Raw genomic sequence first — 17,410 nt, forward strand, 5'->3', positions numbered from 1 at the left:
CCCTGCGGCCGCGAGCGCGCCGAGCAGCACGGCATGGCCGGGATAGGTGTTGCGCCCGTCCATCCCGGCCGCGATCGGGGCGTAGAGGCTTGCCGGGATCTGGCACGCCGCGAGCCGCCCCGCGCGGGCCGCCACGGCCGCGTCACCGCCCGCCAGCCGCGCCGCCGCAGCGGCAGCGCCAAGTGCGTGCCAGGAGCCATCGACATGCATCCCGGGCCTGATGCGCCAGCCGAGCCCGGCACGCCCCGCCACCTCGTAGCCGAGTGCGTAGGCCGCCCGCGCCTCGCCCAGCGCCACGCCCTCGGCAAGGGCGGCGAGCACCAGCGGAGCAACGGCAAGCCCTGGCCTGCCATGGGCGATGGCGAGCCCGTCATTCGCCTCGTCCCAGCACATCGCGGCGGCGAGCACGGCGGCGGCCCCTGCGCGGGAGAGGGCGGCCGTGATCCCCGGAAGCCGGACTGCGCCCGGCATGCTGGCGGCAAGTGCCGTGCCGAACGCACGCGGGCGAGGGTGGGCGAGGCCGGCGAGAGCGCAGCCAAGGCTGTCGAGCAGCAGCAGCCGCGCGGCATGGTCGGCCGCGCTGCCTTCCGCCGGCCCGTCGAAGGCCCAGGCGACCGCGGCGTCGGGCACTACTCTGCCGTCGCGCCGGACGCGCGGACGGCCTCGCGCCAGGCCGGCACCTCGACCGCGAGCATGCGGATCAGCGCCGCGCGATCCTCCGGCACCGGGTCGGCCTGGCGCTGGGCAAGCAGCGCCTTCCAGGCTGGGCCATCGAGCACGCCGCGCAGCTCCGCCTCCAGCCGCTCCAGCACGGGCGCGGGCGCACGCGCGGGGCCGAACACGCCGTACCACGGGCTCGCGTCATAGCCCTGGAGCGTCTCGGCGATCGCGGGGACGGCGGGCAGCGAGGGGGCGCGGGCGGCGGAGGTGACCGCAACCGCCTTCAGCGTGCCGGCCGTCACATGCGGCATCGAGGTGCCGACGGCATCCATCGCCAGCGTGATCTGCCCGCCGATCAGGTCCGCCAGCATGGGCGCGGAGCCGCGATAGGGAACGTGGGTGAGCGTGATGCCCGCCTTCATGCGGAACAGTTCCATCGAGAGATGGGTGAAGCTGCCGACCCCGTTGGAGCCATACGCAAGCGGGGCGGGTGCAGCCTTGGCAGCCGCGATCAGCGCAGCGACCGAGCCCGCCCCCGCAAGCCTGGGTTGGCGACGAGCAGGTTCGGCTGCCGCGCCATGAAGGCGAGCGGGGTGAAGTCGGCATCCGGGTCATACGGCAGGCGCCGGAACAACGCGGTGTTGATCGCGATGATGCCCTGCGTGGCGACCAGCAGCGTGTGCCCGTCAGGCTCCGCCCGCGCTACGGCCTCGGCCGCGAGGTTCCCGCCCGCCCCCGCGCGGTTCTCCACGATCACCGATTGCCCGAGCCGCGGCTGAAGCTGTTCGGCAAGAGCGCGGGCGAGGATGTCGGTCAGCCCACCCGGCGCGAAGGGAACGACGAGACGCAACGGCCGCGTCGGCGCCCAGGGGGCCTGCGCGCGCGCCGGTGCGGCGCCGATCGCGGCCACGCCCGCGAGCATCGCGCGGCGCCTGATTGTCATACCTGCCATCCATCCCTCGCCGTGTTCGCTCGCGTCACCCGGAACGGCTCAGTCTGACAGGCTCCGGCCGGTCGGCAAGTTCCCCGCGGGCGAGCCGTCAGCCGCGGCGGGGCAGCGAATCCTCCGTTGCGGGCAGCGCGCGATAGGCGCGCACCGCCTTGCGAAGCGTCGGGAAATGCTGCGCGGCAACCACGCCGGTATCGAGCCCCTTGGCCTCGGCCCAGAGGCGCACCTCCGTCATCCGGCCGGCGACGACGAAGGCTGCCCCGCGCTCGCGAAGCAGGTAGGCGATCTCCTCGAGCGTGTCGTAGCCGGTAACGTCGCACTCCGTCAGCGGCAGGACATCGAGCACGAACCATCGGAGCGCGGGGCCCGCCTCCTGGATCGCGGCAAGCGCGCGCTGCTTGAAGAATGGGGCGTTGAAGAACACCAGCGGGGCGTTGAAACGGAAGATCACGAGGCCCCGCTCGGTGCGCGCCCCGGGATGGCGCTCGAGGGCATGAAAACCGGGCAGCCCGTCGACTTCACCGAGGAGCTCGACGCGCGGCCGCGCCGTCGTCCGCACGAATTTCAGCAGGGCCAGCACCACGGCCACGACGATGGCATGGATGGCACCGACCCAGATGACGCCGAGGGTGGCGATGAGGCAGAGCGTGAAATCGAAGCCCGAGAAGCGCCAGAGCCGTCGCAACGTCTCGACGTCGAGCAGCGAGAGCGAAGCGCGCACAAGCACGGCGGCCAGCGCCGCAACAGGCACGTAGCGCAGCGGCCCGGTGAGGAACAGCAGCACCGCGGCGATCGTGGCGGCAGCGACGAGGCCTGTCAGCTGCGTACGCCCACCGGCCGCGTCGGCGACGGCGGTGCGCGAATCCGCCCCGCTCACGGCAAAGGTCTGTGCAAGCGCGGCGGCGAGATTGGCCGCGCCGAGAGCGGCGACCTCGCGATCGACGTCGATCTCGTAGCGGTTCCGCGCCGCGAAGCTGCGCGCGGTGAGCATCATGCTCGTGAAGCTGACCAGCGCGACGCCCGCCGACGCGCCGATGAGATCGCTGAGACGGTCGAGCGGGACGATGGGAAGGGCGAGCGCCGGAAGGCCGGACGGCACCGCGCCTACCACCGCGACGCCCCGCGCCTCGAGCCCGAGCGCAGCCGACACGGCGCCGGCGACGACGAGCGCGACGAGGGCTGCGGGCAGGCGCGGCAGGAACCGTGCCGAGGCAGCGAGCAACGCGAAGGTGCCGAGCCCGACCGCGAGCGTCGGCCAGTGCGTCTGGTCCAGCGTGCCGGCGACCTCCAGCAGCTTCTGGACGATCAGCGTCGACTCGACCGGGAAGCCGAACAGCTTGCCCAGCTGCCCGAACAGGATGTGCAGCGAGATGCCGTTGAGGAACCCGACCAGGATGGGCTTGGAGAGAAAATCAGCGATCGCGCCCAGGCGGAGGAAGCTCGCCCCGATACAGATCAGCCCAGCCATACCCGTAAGTGCGACGGCAATCGGCAGGTGGAGCGCGGGATCGCCACCGGTCAGGGGCGTGACGGCCGCGGCTACCAGCGCGCAGGTCGCGGCGTCGGGTCCGACGATCAGCTGCCGAGAGGTGCCGAACAGCGCGTAGGCGACGAGCGGCAGGATGCTGGCATAAAGGCCGAAGACCGGCTCGAACCCCGCAAGCTGCGCATAGGCGACGCCGACCGGCAGCGCCACCGCCGCTACGGAGAGCCCAGCCGTGATGTCGTGCGGCAGGTCGCTCACGCGGTAGCGGAGCAGCGCCGCGAGCCCGGGCGCGAATTGCGCGAGCCTGGGCGCAGGTGGCCGCGAAGCAGCATTCATGAGTGCGTGGATACTCTCCACGCGCACGTTTCGCCAGCCTGGGTAGCCAGGCGGGGCTTCCTGGCGCGCCTGGGGGAAGGCGGCTAGCTTCATCCCCCCAGGGTCACCCGGAGGGGAAGTGTCATGCGATACGTTCTGGCGGCCACGCTCGTGGTTCCGTTGCTCACTGCCCAGGCAATGGCCGGCCCGACCTTCGATGCCATCAAGGCGCGCGGCACCGTGGTGTGCGGCGTCAATAGCGGCGTCGCGGGCTTCTCCGCCCCCGACACCCAGGGCAACTATCGCGGCCTCGATGCCGATTACTGCCGCGCACTCGCCGCGGCGATGTTCGGCGATGCGACGAAGGTGCGCTTCGTCGGCACCAGCCACCAGACGCGCTTCACCGCCCTGCAATCGGGCGAGGTCGACATCCTCGCGCGCAACGTCACGCTCACGCTGACGCGCGACACCGCACTCGGGTTCAACATGGTCGGCGTGAACTTCTACGACGGCCAGGGCTTCATGGTGCCGAAGCGCCTGAACGTCACGGCCGCGAAACAGCTCGATGGCGCCTCGGTCTGCGTCACCTCCGGCTCGACCAGCGAGCTCAACCTCGCCGATTTCGCGCGCCGCGAGCGCATCCGCGTGAACCCCGTGGTGATGGGGCGGTTCGAGGAGATGGTGCCCGCCTACAACTCCGGCCGCTGCGATGCGTTGACGACCGATGCGAGCCAGCTTGCAGCACTCCGCGTCTCCGCCATCACCAACCCGAATGACCACGTGATCCTGCCCGAGCGCATCTCGAAGGAGCCGCTCGGCCCCTATGTGCGGCACGGCGATGACCAGTGGATGGACATTGCCCGCTTCACGCTGATGGCGATGATCGAGGCAGAGGAGCTCGGCATCACCCAGGCCAACGTTGACGAGATGCTGAAGAGCACCGATCCGGCAATTCAGCGTTTCCTCGGCGTGACACCGGGCTTCGGCAAGGCGCTCGGCGTCGAGGAGAGCTGGGCCTATGCGATCGTCAAGCAGGTCGGCAACTACGGCGAGGTGTTCGAGCGCACGCTGGGCAAGGGCGGGCCGATCGGGCTCGAGCGCGGCCTGAACGACCTCTGGACGCGCGGCGGGCTGATGTACGCCATCCCCGCACGGTAGGCGCCGCGCCCAAACGAAGCGGGCGGGGCATCGCTGCCCCGCCCGTCGTCGTTTCGCGTGCCGTCACTGAGCCTGCTTGAGAATTCGCTGCCGTGAGTCGGATGGCGCGGTTTTCGAGAACCGGCGCGCAGCGGACTTTACGTCCGTGAGCACCGGAAGCGCAGAAAACCAAAGCAAGTCGGCCACGGCAGTAGAATTCACAAGCAGGCTCTCAGACGAAGAGGAAGTCCGCCGCTGTCCAGACGTGGCCGTTGTCGGCGGTCACGGTGGTGGTGCCGTAGGTGAAGCTCGTGCCGGCCAGCGTATAGCTGCCGCCGGAGGAGAGCTGCACCCTGTCACCCTGCGCCACCGAGAAATCGAGGATCTCGTCGGCGCCGTCATTGTTGTCGAAGCGGAACCGATCGGCCCCGGCACCGCCGCGCAGCGTGTCGTTGTCATTGCCGCCGACGATCAGGTCATTGCCCAGCGCGCCGGTGATCACGTCATCGCCCGCCCCGCCGAACGCCTCGAGGCGCGTGCGGCCGGCCGCCGTGATCGTGTCATCGCCCGCGCCCGCCTCGACGCGCGCGACCGAGAAGCGCCCATCGTAGTTGGCGTTCCAGAAGCTGCCGTTGTTCGGCACGGGGTTGTCGGCGAGCAGCGCGTTGTCGAGCGTGGTGAGGTTGATGCTGCTGACGAAGATCGTGTCGTTGCCGAGGCCGGTGTCGATGGTCGCCAGGTTCGACCAGGTGCCCTCGTTCGAGTGGAAGTACCAGGTGGCGGCATCGTCGCCGTCGGCCGTTTTCAGCAGGCCGCGCTTGCCGCCGACGATCACGACGTCGAGGTCGACGCCCACGGCATCCGAGAGATCGATCCGGTTGTCGACGAAGTTGGCGAACAGGATGTTCTCACCGAACAGCGGCGTGTACTCGCCCGGCCCGAACGCCGCGTTCTTGAAGCCGTTCCAGGTGTCCTCGTTCTCGAGGCGGGTGAAGGGCTGGCCTTCGAGCAGCGTCGGCGCCGTCTCGATCAGCGCGAGCTGCGCGGGCGAGAGCGGCGGTCCCGAGGGGATGCTGCCTGGCGGGTTGCCCGTGCCACCCTGGCTGATCTGGAACGCCGTGGTCGGCACGGGGGCTGCGCCGACGATGACAGAGACGGTGGCGGTGTCGGTGCCGCCGAGCCCGTCATCGACCGTGTAGGTGAACGTATCGAGGCCGACGAAGCCGGGATTCGGCCGGTAGAGGAAGCCGAGGTTGGCAACGAATGTGACGCTGCCGTTTGCCGCAGCCCCAGCGCCGCTGACGACCAGCGCATCGCCATCCGCATCGGTGTCGTTGCCGAGCACCTGCGCGGTCCGGATCTGGAGCGCGCTGTCGAAGGCGGTGCTGAAGACGTCATCCACCGCAACGGGGGCCTCGTTCACCAGCGTCATCGTCACCGTCGCGCTGGCGAAGCCGCCGAACCCGTCCTTCACCGTGTAGGTGAAGGTCTCCGACCCGAAGAAATTGTCGGGCGGCGTGTAGGTCAGCGTGGTGCTGGTGATGTCGGACACCAGCGTGCCGTTGAGCGGGCCGACGATCGTCTCGAAGTCGAGCGTATCGCCGTCGGCGTCCGTGTCGTTCGCCAGCAGGCTGGCGGCAAGGAAGGTGAACGAGCGCGCATGATACGTGACCGTGTCGTCCACCGCCACGGGCGCTGCGTTGACGACGTTGATCGTCACGGTCGCGGTATCGATGGCGCCGAAGCCGTCGGTGACGCGATACGTGAACTCGTCCTGCCCGACGAAGCCGAAATTCGGCGTGTAGGTGAAGCCATCGTTGGTGATCAGCAGCAGCCCGTTGGCGGTGGTATCGACCAGCAGGTCGATCGTCAGCGCGTCGCCATCCCCGTCACTGTCGTTCGCGAGGAGGTCGGTCGCGGCAATCGCGATCGTCTGGCCCGGCCGGGTCGTGACCGCGTCATCCGCCGCCACCGGGGTGGCGTTGACGATGGTGATGGTGACCGTGCCGATATCGGTGCCGCCGGCGCCATCCCTCACCTGGTAGGCGAAGCTGTCCTGCCCGGCGAAGCCCGCGTTCGGCGTGTAGGTGAAATTGCCGAAGGCATCGCCCACCAGCGTGCCGCTGGTGACGCCGGAGACGATGAAGTCGAACGAGAGGGTATCGCCGTCAGCGTCGGTGTCGTTGCTAACCAGCGCCTGCACGTCGATGAGGACGGGTTGGCCCGGGCGCGTGGCGAGCACGTCATCCACCGCGACCGGTGCCGCGTTGCCGGACCCGTTCACCGTCACGCTCACCGTCGCCACGTCGGTGCCGCCGAACCCGTCATTCACCGCGTAGGTGAAGGTATCGAGGCCGACGAACCCGGCATTCGGCGTGTAGGTGAAGCTCCCGCCCGAGAAGGACACCGTGCCGTTGGACGCGCCACCGAAGGCGGCGATGCTGAGCGTGTCGCCATCGGCGTCGGCATCGTTGCCCAACAGCTGCGCCGTGGTGATGACGAGCGGCGTCTGGAACGACGCGTTGAACTGGTCATCCACCGCCACCGGAACGCTGTTGCGAAGCTGCACCGACACCGTCGCCGTGTCGCTGCCGCCGAAGCCGTCGCTCACCGTGTAGGTGAAGCTGTCCAGCCCGAAGAAGCCGGCGTTGGGCGTGTAGGTGAAGCTGGTGCCATCGAAGCTGACGGTGCCGTTGGTCGCGCCGCCGAAGGCCGAGATGCCGAGCGTGTCGCCGTCGACGTCGGTGTCGTTGGCGAGCAGGGAGGCAGCGGTCACCTGGACCGACGCCGCGTGGTAGACGATCACGTCGTTCACCGCGTCCGGCGCCGCGTTGACCACGTTCACCGTGACCGTTGCGCTGTCCGTGCCGCCGAAGCCGTCGGCGACCGTATAGGTGAAGCTGTCCTGCCCGACGAAGTCGTCGTCAGGCGTGTAGATGAAGCGCGTGCCGTTGAAGCTCACCGTGCCGTTCGTCGCGCCGCCGAAGGCGGAGACGCCGAGCGTGTCGCCATCGCCATCGGTGTCGTTGCCGAGGACGGCTGCAAGCGGGATGTCGATCGCCGTCTGCGCGCGGGTGTTGAACGCATCGTCGTTCGCCACCGGCACGTCGTTGCGGAGTGCCACGGCCACCGTCGCCGTATCGCTGCCGCCATTCCCGTCGCTCACCGTGTAGGTGAAGCTGTCCAGCCCGAAGAAGCCGGCGTTGGGCGTGTAGGTGAAGCTGGTGCCATCGAAGCTGACGGTGCCGTTGGTCGCGCCGCCGAAGGCCGAGATGCCGAGCGTGTCGCCGTCGACGTCGCTGTCGTTCAACAGCAGGGTTGCGGCCGGGATCGTGATCGAGGCGGCGTGGAAGTCGAAGAAATCGTCATCGGCCACCGGCGCGTCGTTCAGCGCCTGCACGGTCAACTGCACGACCGCCAGGTTGCTGTTCGCCGACCCGTCATTCGCACGGTAGCTGAAGCTGTCGGCACCATTGAAGTTGGCGTCGGGCGTGTAGAGGAAGGTGCCGTTCGCATTCAGCACCAGCGTGCCGTTCGCGGGGCCGGCAACGAGCGAGGCGGTCAGCGCATTGCCATCGGCGTCAGTGTCGTTCGCAAGGACGTTGCCGCCGATGTCGTTGTCCTCGAAGCCAACGATGCTGTCGGCGACTGCCACCGGCGCCCTGTTGCCCGGCGCGCCGACGAGCACCGTCACCGTCGCACTGTCGGACGCGGTGCCGTCGCTGATCGTGTAGACGAAGCTCCCCGCGCCGCTGAATCCCGCGGTGGGGGTGAACAGGACACTGCCGGCGTTCAGCACCACCGACCCGCCGACGGCATTGCCGACGGAGGTGATGATCGGCGCCGGGCCATCGGCATCGGTATCGTTCGCGAACAGGGTGGCGAACGGAAGCACCAGCGGCGTCTCGAAGGCCGTGACAGCGCTGTCATCGCCGGCGACCGGTGCGTCGTTCACCGGCGTGACGGTGAGCGAGAGCGTGCGGGTGATGCTCACCGAGCCGTCGCCATACATCACGTTCACGCTGCCCACGCCGTTCTCGTTCGCGTCCGGCGTGAAGGTGAAGGCGCCCGTCTCGTTGTCCACGCTGAACAGGCCGAGGCCCGTGGTGCCGACCGAGACGATGTCGAGATCGTCGCCATCGACGTCGGAGGCACCGAGCAGCGTCAGCAGGTTGCCGGTGAACGCCGTGTCCTCGTTCGTGGCGAACGCGCCGTCAGTGCCCGTCGGTGCATCATTCACCGCGTTGACGGTGAGCGAGAGCGTGCGCACGACCGTGGCCACGCCATCGGTCAGCGCCACCTGCACGCTGCCCGCGCCGTTCTCGTTCGCGTCCGGCGTGAAGGTGAAGACGCCCGTCTCGTTGTCCACCGCGAAGCCGCCAAGACCCGTCGTGCCGACCGAGACGATGTCGAGGTCATCGCCATCGATGTCGGAGGCGCCGAGCAGGGTGAGCAGGTTGCCGACGAAGGCCGTGTCCTCGTTCGTCGCGAACGCGCCGTTCGTGGCTGTTGGCGTGTCGTTCACCGCGTTGACGGTGAGCGAGACGGTAGCGACATTGCCGTTCACCGTGCCGTCGTTCACGCGGTAGGTGAAGCTCGCCGCGCCGCTGGCGTTGGCGCCGGCATCGTAGGTGAAGCTGCCATTGGCATTCAGCACGAGCGTGCCGCTGGCCGGGCCGGTGACCAGCGTCGCCGTCAGCGTGTTGCCGTCGGCGTCTGTGTCGTTGGCGAGCACGTTGCCCGACAGCACCGTGTCCTCGTCGCCGGAGAAGGCGTCATTCACGGCGACCGGCGGTGTGTTGCCGGGCGGGGCGACGGTGACGGCAACGGCGCCCGTATCGGTCAATGACCCGTCGCTCACCGTGTAGGTGAAGCCCGCCGCGCCGCTGAACCCGGCATTCGGCGTGAAGGTGATGACGCCGGCAGCGAGCGAGACCGTGCCGTTCACCGCGCCGCCGACGCCGGTGATGGAGAGCACCGGGTTGTCGACATCGGTGTCGTTGCCGAGCAGCGCCGCGACCGGGATCACGAGCGGCGTCTGGAACGTGGCGTTCGCCGCGTCGTCGACCGCGACGGGCGCATCGTTCACCGCATTGACCGACAGGCTGACAGTGACCGCGGCACTCTGCAGCGCACCATCCGAGGCGCGGTAGGTGAAGCTGTCGCCGCCGAAGAAGTTGGCGTTCGGCGTGTAGGTGAAGCTGCCGTCGGCGTTGAGGGCCAGCACGCCGTTCGCAGGGCCCGTGACCAGCACGGCGGAAAGCGGATTGCCATCCGGGTCGCTGTCATTGCCGAGCACGCCGGGGGCCGCGATGACGAGGCTTGCATCCTCGGCCAGCGCATAGCCGTTGCCGACCGCGACGGGGGCATCGTTCACGGCCGTGACGTTGATCGTCACCGTCGTCGCGGCGCTGAGCGCGATGCCGTCCGACGCACGGTAGGTGAAGCTCACCTGGCCGTTGAAGTTGGGGCTGGGGATATACTCGAAGCTCCCATCGGCATTCAGCGCGAAGCTGCCGTTGCCGGGGCCGCTGACGAGCTGCGCCGTCAGCGCGCTGCCCTCGGCGTCGCTGTCGTTGGCCAGCACCCCGTTGGCGGCGTTCACCTCGAGCAGGCCGTCCTCGTCGATCACGTAGGCGTCGACCACCGCGACGGGCGCGTCGTTGACCGGGTTCACCGTGATCGTCACGGTGGCGAGGTTGCTGTTCGCCTCGCCGTCATTGGCGCGGTAGGTGAAGCTGTCCTGGCCTGCGAAGTTGGCGTTCGGCGTATAGGTGAAGCTGCCGTCGGCCGCGAGCGCGAGCGTTCCGTTGGCGGGGCCGGCGGCGAGGATCGCGGTCAGGACTTCCGACGGATCGATGTCGTTGTCGCCCTGCAGCACGCCGTTGGCGGCATTGACGATGAGGGTGCCGTCCTCCGTCACCGCGTAGCTGTCGTTGTCGGCCACAGGCGCGTCATTCGTGTTCGCCACGATGATCTGCACCGACGTGACGTTGCCGAGCGCCTGGCCATCGTTCGGCCGGTAGGTGAAGCCGCCGGTGCCCTGGAAGTTGGCGGCTGGCGTGAAGGTGAACGTGCCGTTCGCGTTCAGCGTCACCGTGCCGCCCGAGACGCCGTTCAGCGCCGCCGTCAGCGTGTCGCCCTGGCCGTCGGTGTCGTTCGCCAGCACGCCGAGAGCGGGATTGCTGATGACGAGCGGCGTCTCCTCCGTCGCGTTGTAGCTGTCGGCGACGCCGACGGGTGCCGTGTTCGTGCCCTGGACGGTGATCGTGACGGTCGCGACGTTGCTGTCGAACTCGCCGTCATTCGCACGGTAGGTGAACTGGTCGGGGCCGAAATACCCGGCATTCGGCGTGTAGACGAAGCTGCCATTGGCGGCGAGGGCGAGCGTGCCGTTGTTCGGGCCGGCGACGAGCGCGGCGGTGAGCGCATCGCCATCGGGATCGCTGTCGTTGCCGAGCACGCCGGTGCCGGAGACTGTCAGCACCTGGCCCTGCTGCACGACATAGGCGTTGTTGAACGCCGTCGGCGGATCGCTCTCGGGGTTCACCGTGATCGTGACGGTGGCGATGTTGCCCAGGCTGGTGCCGTCATTGCCGCGATAGGTGAACTGGTCGGTGCCGGAGAAGTTCGCAAAGGGCGTGTAGACGAAGCTGCCATCGGTGTTCAGCACGAGCGTGCCGTGCGAGGGGCCGGACGCAACCGCGACAGTGAACGCATCGCCGTTCGCATCGCTGTCGTTGCCGACGACGCCGGGCGCGAACGCGTTCAGCACGCCGTCCTCGTCCACCTGGAAGGCATCGGGCTCCGCCAGCGGGGGCGGGTTGCCCGCCGTCAGCGCGTAGGCGGGGCTGAAATTGGTGCTGACGAAGTCTGCCGGCAACACGTTGAGGAAGCGCAGCACGTCGACCCAGCCGTTGATCGCCGAGGTCGGGCCGTCGCGGTCGCCCTGGAGCACGGTATCGTCGGCCGCGCCATCGCCGTCGACGTCGCGCGCGATCAGGCGCATGTGCTGCGTCGCGAACGGGTTCTGGCCGGACGAGAAGTTCTGCAGGCTTGCGCCACCGAGGTCGATGAAGACGACGTCGCCGTCACTCCCCGCCTCGAAGTCGATGATCGTGTCCGCAACCCAGGTCGCGTACGACGTCTGGTTGATGACGTAGGTTTCGAGATCGAAGCGATCACGGCCGGCCCCGCCAGTGAACAGGTCCGTCCCGGTGCTGTAGCTGACCAGGGCGAAGCGATCGTCGCCGGCGCCGCCGTTCTGCGTGTTGTTGCCCTCGTAGTCGTAGAGATAGTCCTCGCCGGCATCGCCGTTCAGCGTGTCGTTGCCGGCATCGCCACGGATGTCGTCGTTGTCCGACCCGCCCGACATCGTGTCGTTGCCCGTGCCGCCGCGGAGGTTGTCGGCGCCGCCGTCCCCGGTGAGCGTGTCGTTGCCCTGGTCGCCATAGATGAAGTCGTTGCCGTCACCGCCTGCGATCGTGTCGTTGCCGTAGCCGCCGCGGATGTCGTCGTTCTGCGAGCCGCCGGACATCGTGTCGTCATCCGGCGTGCCATAGAGGACGCCGAGGCGCGAGTTGTTGTCGGCATACGGGGTGCCGGTGATGAGCTGGCCAAGCCCGTCGGGGCTGTAGCCGAGGTCGTCATAGGTGTAGTCGACCCGGAAATTGGCGCGGGTGAAGGCAGTGGCCGTGGTGTTCTGCAACGTGAGCATCGTCACCCACTGCGCACCATCCGCAGCACCCGTCCTGTCGCCCTGGAACAGCGTGTTCGCACCGTCCTGCAGCAGGCGGAGGTAGCCGGCCGTGAAGGGGTTCACGTTGGCATCCCAGTTCGTGAACCAGTTGGAGCCGAGGTTGTTGAGGCGAAGCACGTCGCCCTGATCGCCGGTGGCAAAATCGGTCACCACGTCGATGGCGTAGGACGCAGGGGCCACGAGCCGGTAGTGGTAGATGTTGAGCAGGTCACGCCCGGACCCGGTCGTGATCGTGTCGGCGAAATTGTCCCAGCCGACATAGGTGACGACGTCATCGCCGCCGCCGCCGTTGACGATGTTCGCACCCTGGCTGTCGTTGAACGTGTCCGCACCGTCGCCGCCGTTCAGCGTGTCGTTGCCGGCATCGCCGTCGAGCGTGTCGTTGCCCGTGCCACCGTTCAGTGTGTCGATGCCCGCGCCGCCCGACAGGTTGTCGTTGCCGCCGTCACCGTTGACGGTGTCGTTGCCGTTCTCGCCAAAGACCGTGTCGTTGCCGTCGCCGCCCGAGACCGTGTCGTTGCCGTTGCCGCCGCGCACGTCATCGTTGCCCGACCCGCCATCGGCCGTGTCGTTGCCGTCATCGGCGCGGATGGTGTCGTCACCGTCGAGGCCGGCGATCGTGTCGCCGTCGACGCCGCCGAAGAGAGATTCGCTCAGCGCCGTGCCGGTGAGCGTCAGGCCGAGGCCGTCAGGGCTCCAGCCAGGCAGGAAGTTGTCGCGCGTGAAGGCGGCCGGCGCGATGTCGCGGAAGTAGAGCGCGGCGACGAAGCCGCCAGCCCCCGTCGGGCCGTCGCGGTCGACCTCGAGGACGGTGTCGTCCACCGTCGCGTCAGGATCGGAGGGGTGGGCGATGTCGATCGCGCGCAGCCGGATGTGGCCCGATGCGAACGGATTCGCCCCGTCGGTGTAGTTGGTCAGCGATGACGTGGAGACGAAGCTGTCCCATGCGAGATCGATGAAGTCGCCGCCGGGCCCACCGACGAAGTCCATGATGATGTCGGCGACGTAGGAGCCGTTGATGTAGACATCATTCGAGAGCTCGACCTCGTCGCGGCCCGTACCCAGGGTGATGACGTCGACCGAGGTGCCCCAGCTGACCCACTGCACGCGGTCATTGCCGGCGCCGAGGTCGATGACGTTGCTGCCGGTGTAGTCCTCGACGAAATCGTCGCCGTCGCCCATCGCGTAGGTGTCGTTGCCGGCCGAGTTGTTGCCCGTGTCGTTGCCAGCGCCACCAATGATGGTGTCGGTGCCGCCGCCACCATTCAGGCTGTCGTTGCCTGCACCGCCATCGAGCGTGTCGTTGCCCTCGCCGCCGTTGATGGTGTCGTTGCCGCCACCGCCGCTCAGCGTGTCGTCACCAGCATTGGCGTTGATCGAATCGTTGGCCTCGCTACCGGTAAAGCTGAACCCCGTGCTGGTGTTGGCCAGCACGCGGATTGTTCCCGTGAGGTCGGTGTTCGCGACGCCATCGGTGATGCGATAGGTGAAGGTGTAGGTGCCGGCGGCGACGCCTGTGGCGTTGAAGCTCACCACGCCCGTTGCGGCGTTCTGGATCGTCAGCGTGCCCACCACGGGCGGCGTCAGGATGCTGACCGACAGCGTGTCGGCGTCGGTGTCGAGCGCATCGCGCAACAGGCCGAGATTGGCCTGGAAGGTGTGGGTCTGGTTCGCGACAGCGACCATGTCGAACGGCACGGCCGTCGGCCCGCTGTTGTTGCCGGCACCGGGGAACGGGTCCACCCAGCGGTTCGAGTAGAAGAAGTCGTAGGCGTTGAAGGACCCGAGCGCGGTGTTCTGGAAGATCAGCGCCGTGGTCCAGCTCTCGCCGCCCGTGGCGCCGTTGCGGTCAGCCTGCAGCGCCACGTCATCGGCAGCACCATCGCCGTCGAAATCGCCGGCGGCGAGGCGCATGAAGCCGGTCGCGAACGGGTTGGTGCTGGTCGTCCAGCCCTGGAGGGCACCGGCGAGGTCGTTGAGCAGGACGTATTCCTGCCCGTCGGCGATCGGCTGCGTTCCGGCAGCGAAATCGGTGATCAGGTCGGCCTCGACGCCGGCCGTGGTGATCGCCCGCCCGTCGAGGCGGTACACGTCGCTGCCTGCGCCGCCCGTGTAGGTGCTGCGGCCCGCGGCGTAGCTGACGTAGTAGAAGTCATCGTTGCCGGCACCGCCGTTCGAGACGTTCACGCCCTGGTAGTCGAAGAACGTGTCGTTGCCGTCACCGCCGCTCAGCGTGTCGTTGCCGGCATCGCCGTCGAGGCTGTCGTTGCCCGCGCCGCCGTCCAGCGTGTCGTTGCCGGCATTGCCGTTCAGCGTGTCGTTGCCGTCGCCACCATTCAGCGAGTCGTCACCCTCCTGGCCGTTCAACGTGTCGTTGCCGGCATCGCCGTTCAGCGTATCGTTACCGTAACGGCCATTCAGCGTGTCGTTGCCCGCACCGCCGGAGAGCGTGTCGTTCTCCGCCGTGCCGTTGATCGTCTCGGTCGTCGTGTCGTTGGTATCAGAGCCGACGTAGACGAGCCCCGTCGCCTGCGGGCCGAAGAAGGTGTTGTTGTCCTGGGCATAGCGGAAATTGAAGATGCCGAGCGTCGAGGCCTGCACGTTCTGCAGGATGAGCATGGCCACCCAGTCATCCCCGGCACCGTCGCGGTTGGCATCGAGGATCGTGTTCGCCCCATCCTGCCTGAGGCGCAGATGGCCCGAGGCGAACAGGTCGGAGCCATAGCCGCCGGTGTTCTGGAAGCTGTTCCAGCTCTCGATGCCGATCACGTCGCCGGTCTGGCCACCGACGAAGTCAGTGACGATGTCCGCCACGCCGCCCGCTACCGCCCAGGCAGGGTAGACCAGATAGCTGTCGCGCCCCGCCCCACCGGCATATGTGGACACCCCAGGGCCGTAGCTGGCGTAGCGGACAAGATCGCTGCCGGCGCCGCCGTCGAACGTGTTGCTGCCCTGGTAGTCGTTGTTGATATCGTCGCCGTCGCCGCCCGTCAGCGTGTCGTTGCCCGCGTCGCCGTCGAGCGTGTCGTTGCCCTCGCCGCCGTTCAGCGTGTCGTTGCCGTTGTTGCCGTTCAGGTTGTCGTTGCCGTCGCCGCCGTTCAGCGTGTCGTTGCCCTCGCCGCCATTGAGCGTGTCATTGCCGCTCTCGCCGTTCAGCACGTCGTCGCCATCGCGGCCGTTGATGGTGTCATTGCCGAGGCCGCCGCTGATCACATCATCGCTCGGCGTGCCGTTCAGTGTCTCGCTGCCGGCGGTGCCGATGATCGTCTCGCCGACATTGTCGGGCGCATAGCCGGGCGCGCCGTTGGTGTCGTTCGCGATGTTGCCGGCGATGATGTCGGCTGGATCGACATCGATCAGCGCGACGATGCGCTGGAAGGTGAAGCCGCCGGCGCCCGCGTCACGGTCGAGCTCGAGGAACGTGTCGTCCGCCCCGTCGCCGTCGGCATCACCCACCACGAAGCGCAGCCAGCCACCGGTGAAGGGGTTCTGGCCCGTCAAGCGCCCGTTCATCTGGCCGAAGAGCTGGTCCAGCAGCAGCACGTCGCCGCCATACCCCGCCTGGAAGTCGAGGATCTGGTCGACCGTGTAGGAGAAGATCTCCCCCTGGTAGACGCGGAATGTGTCGACGCCGGAACCACCGGTGATCAGGTCAAGGCCCGTGGAGAACGAGACGTAGATGAAGAAATCCTCGCCCGCCCCGCCGTCCTGGGTGTTGTTGCCCTGGTACTCCTGGAACTGGTCGTTGCCGTCGCCGCCGCGGAGGATGTCGTCGCCCTGGTCGCCGTCGAGCGTGTCGGCGCCGTCGCCACCATCGAGCGTATCGTTGCCCAGGCCACCGTTCAGGATGTCGTTGCCGTCACCGCCATCGAGCGTATCGCGGCCATTGCTGCCGTTCAGCGTGTCCGCGCCGGCGCCGCCGACCAGCACGTCGTCGCCCCAGTCGCCGTTCAGCGTGTCGTTGCCGTTGCGGCCGACGAGCAGGTCGTTCGAGAGGCTGCCGTTGATGGTTTCGGCCAGCGGCGTGCCGGTGATGGAGAGGCCGACACCATCGGGCGCGTAGCCGCGCGGCTGGTCGCTGCCGACCCATGCGGAATGGCTGAAGTTGAACAGGGTGAAGGCGGCAGGGGCGATGTTGGCGAAGTTCAGCACCGTGACCCAGTCGCTGCCCTGGCCGTCGCGGTTGGCCTGCAGCGCCGTGTCGTCCGCCCCATCGGCATCGAGGTCGACGGAGACGAGGCGCAGGTAGCCGGAGGTGAAGGGGTTCGCAGCGGTCGGAAAGCCCTGGAATGTGCCGATCAGTGTATCGAGCCGGACATTGTCGCCGCCGGGGCCACCCTGGAAATCAGTGATCGTGTCGGGAAGGGTGCCGGCGATGCTCCAGGTATAGTCGAGGCGGTAGAAGTCGCGGTCAGCACCGCCGGCCAGCGTCGAGGCGCCAGGGCCGTAGCTGACGTAGAACACGGTGTCGTTGCCGGTGCCGCCGTTCCAGGTGTTGGCACCCTGGAAGTCGTTGTTCTGGTCGTTGCCGTTGCCGCCGATCAGTGTGTCATCGCCCTGCTCGCCGTCGATCGTGTCGTTGCCCTCGCCACCGTCGATCGTGTCGTTCTCGGTGCCGCCCGAGAGATTGTCGTTGCCGCCCTCGCCGTTGATCGTGTCGGCGCCGGACCCGCCACTGACGCTGTCGTTGCCGTCGCCGGCCGAGATGGTGTCGTTGCCCCCGCCGCCACTGATCGAATCGCCGACGTCCGTCGCGTTGCCGAGGCCGTTGTTGGAGCCACCCGCGGCAGCCGTGCGGATGATGTCGTCACCAGAGGTGCCGGTGATGTTGGCCATACGACTGTAGCTCCCCCGCCCGAGCGCCCCGCCCATCGCTGACGGAGGGCCGCACTGATACGTTAACGATATCGAAAGAACGCGACCGCGCCAAGGTCAGGCCGGTCCCGTTTCGTTAAATATCTGGAACAGACTCATGTATTCGGCGTGACGTGGCTCACACCCCGACAGGCGCGTCTCAGGCCGAAATCGCGCCACGCGTGCCGCCCGACGTCGCCGCGCAACCGTCGATGGCTTGAAGGTTAATGATCCATTGACGCAGGGTGCT

The 17,410-nt window shown here is 68.1% G+C and carries 6 protein-coding genes; 1 reads left to right on the plus strand and 5 read right to left on the minus strand.

From position 1 onward, the window contains the following. The 4 genes from Q0C38_RS17100 to Q0C38_RS17115 form a co-directional block, all read right to left on the minus strand. Positions 1–630 (minus strand): MmgE/PrpD family protein (locus Q0C38_RS17100; protein ID WP_291298330.1); only part of this gene is annotated, 630 nt, incomplete at its 3' end. Next, a complete protein-coding gene (locus Q0C38_RS17105) occupies positions 630–1,175 on the minus strand; it encodes a tripartite tricarboxylate transporter substrate-binding protein (RefSeq protein ID WP_366937288.1) in 546 nt (181 codons plus the stop codon). The genes Q0C38_RS17105 and Q0C38_RS17100, both read right to left, overlap by 1 nt. Next, the gene (locus tag Q0C38_RS17110; RefSeq protein ID WP_291298331.1) at positions 1,172–1,612 is read right to left on the minus strand and encodes a tripartite tricarboxylate transporter substrate binding protein; all 441 of its coding nucleotides are present in this window, start codon (positions 1,610–1,612) and stop codon (positions 1,172–1,174) included. Before Q0C38_RS17110 ends, Q0C38_RS17105 begins: the two co-directional genes overlap by 4 nt. A gap of 88 nt (positions 1,613–1,700) precedes the next feature. Continuing rightward, a complete protein-coding gene (locus Q0C38_RS17115) occupies positions 1,701–3,431 on the minus strand; it encodes a SulP family inorganic anion transporter (RefSeq protein WP_291298332.1) in 1,731 nt (576 codons plus the stop codon). Positions 3,432–3,554: 123 nt separating this feature from the next. On the opposite strand from Q0C38_RS17115, the gene Q0C38_RS17120 reads away from it, so the two are divergent. Continuing rightward, positions 3,555–4,568 (plus strand): amino acid ABC transporter substrate-binding protein, encoded by a 1,014-nt coding sequence (locus tag Q0C38_RS17120; RefSeq protein ID WP_291298333.1) that lies wholly within the window; start codon positions 3,555–3,557, stop codon positions 4,566–4,568. A 211-nt stretch (positions 4,569–4,779) separates the two neighbouring features. On the opposite strand, the gene Q0C38_RS17125 is transcribed toward Q0C38_RS17120, so the two are convergent. After that, entirely contained in the window at positions 4,780–17,142 is a 12,363-nt protein-coding gene (locus Q0C38_RS17125; protein ID WP_291298334.1) for an Ig-like domain-containing protein, read from the minus strand. Positions 17,143–17,410: the final 268 nt, after the last annotated feature.

This window comes from Elioraea sp. (genome assembly GCF_022842375.1).
Lineage (GTDB): Bacteria > Pseudomonadota > Alphaproteobacteria > Acetobacterales > Acetobacteraceae > Elioraea_A.

What these genes read in the sequence shown, in the direction of transcription:
- Q0C38_RS17125 (WP_291298334.1), bottom strand. Translation starts at nt 17,142, where the DNA reads ATGGCCAACATCACCGGCACCTCTGGTGACGACATCATCCGCACGGCT.
- Q0C38_RS17110 (WP_291298331.1), bottom strand. Translation starts at nt 1,612, where the DNA reads ATGGCAGGTATGACAATCAGGCGCCGCGCGATGCTCGCGGGCGTGGCC.
- Q0C38_RS17120 (WP_291298333.1), top strand. Translation starts at nt 3,555, where the DNA reads ATGCGATACGTTCTGGCGGCCACGCTCGTGGTTCCGTTGCTCACTGCC.
- Q0C38_RS17115 (WP_291298332.1), bottom strand. Translation starts at nt 3,431, where the DNA reads ATGAATGCTGCTTCGCGGCCACCTGCGCCCAGGCTCGCGCAATTCGCG.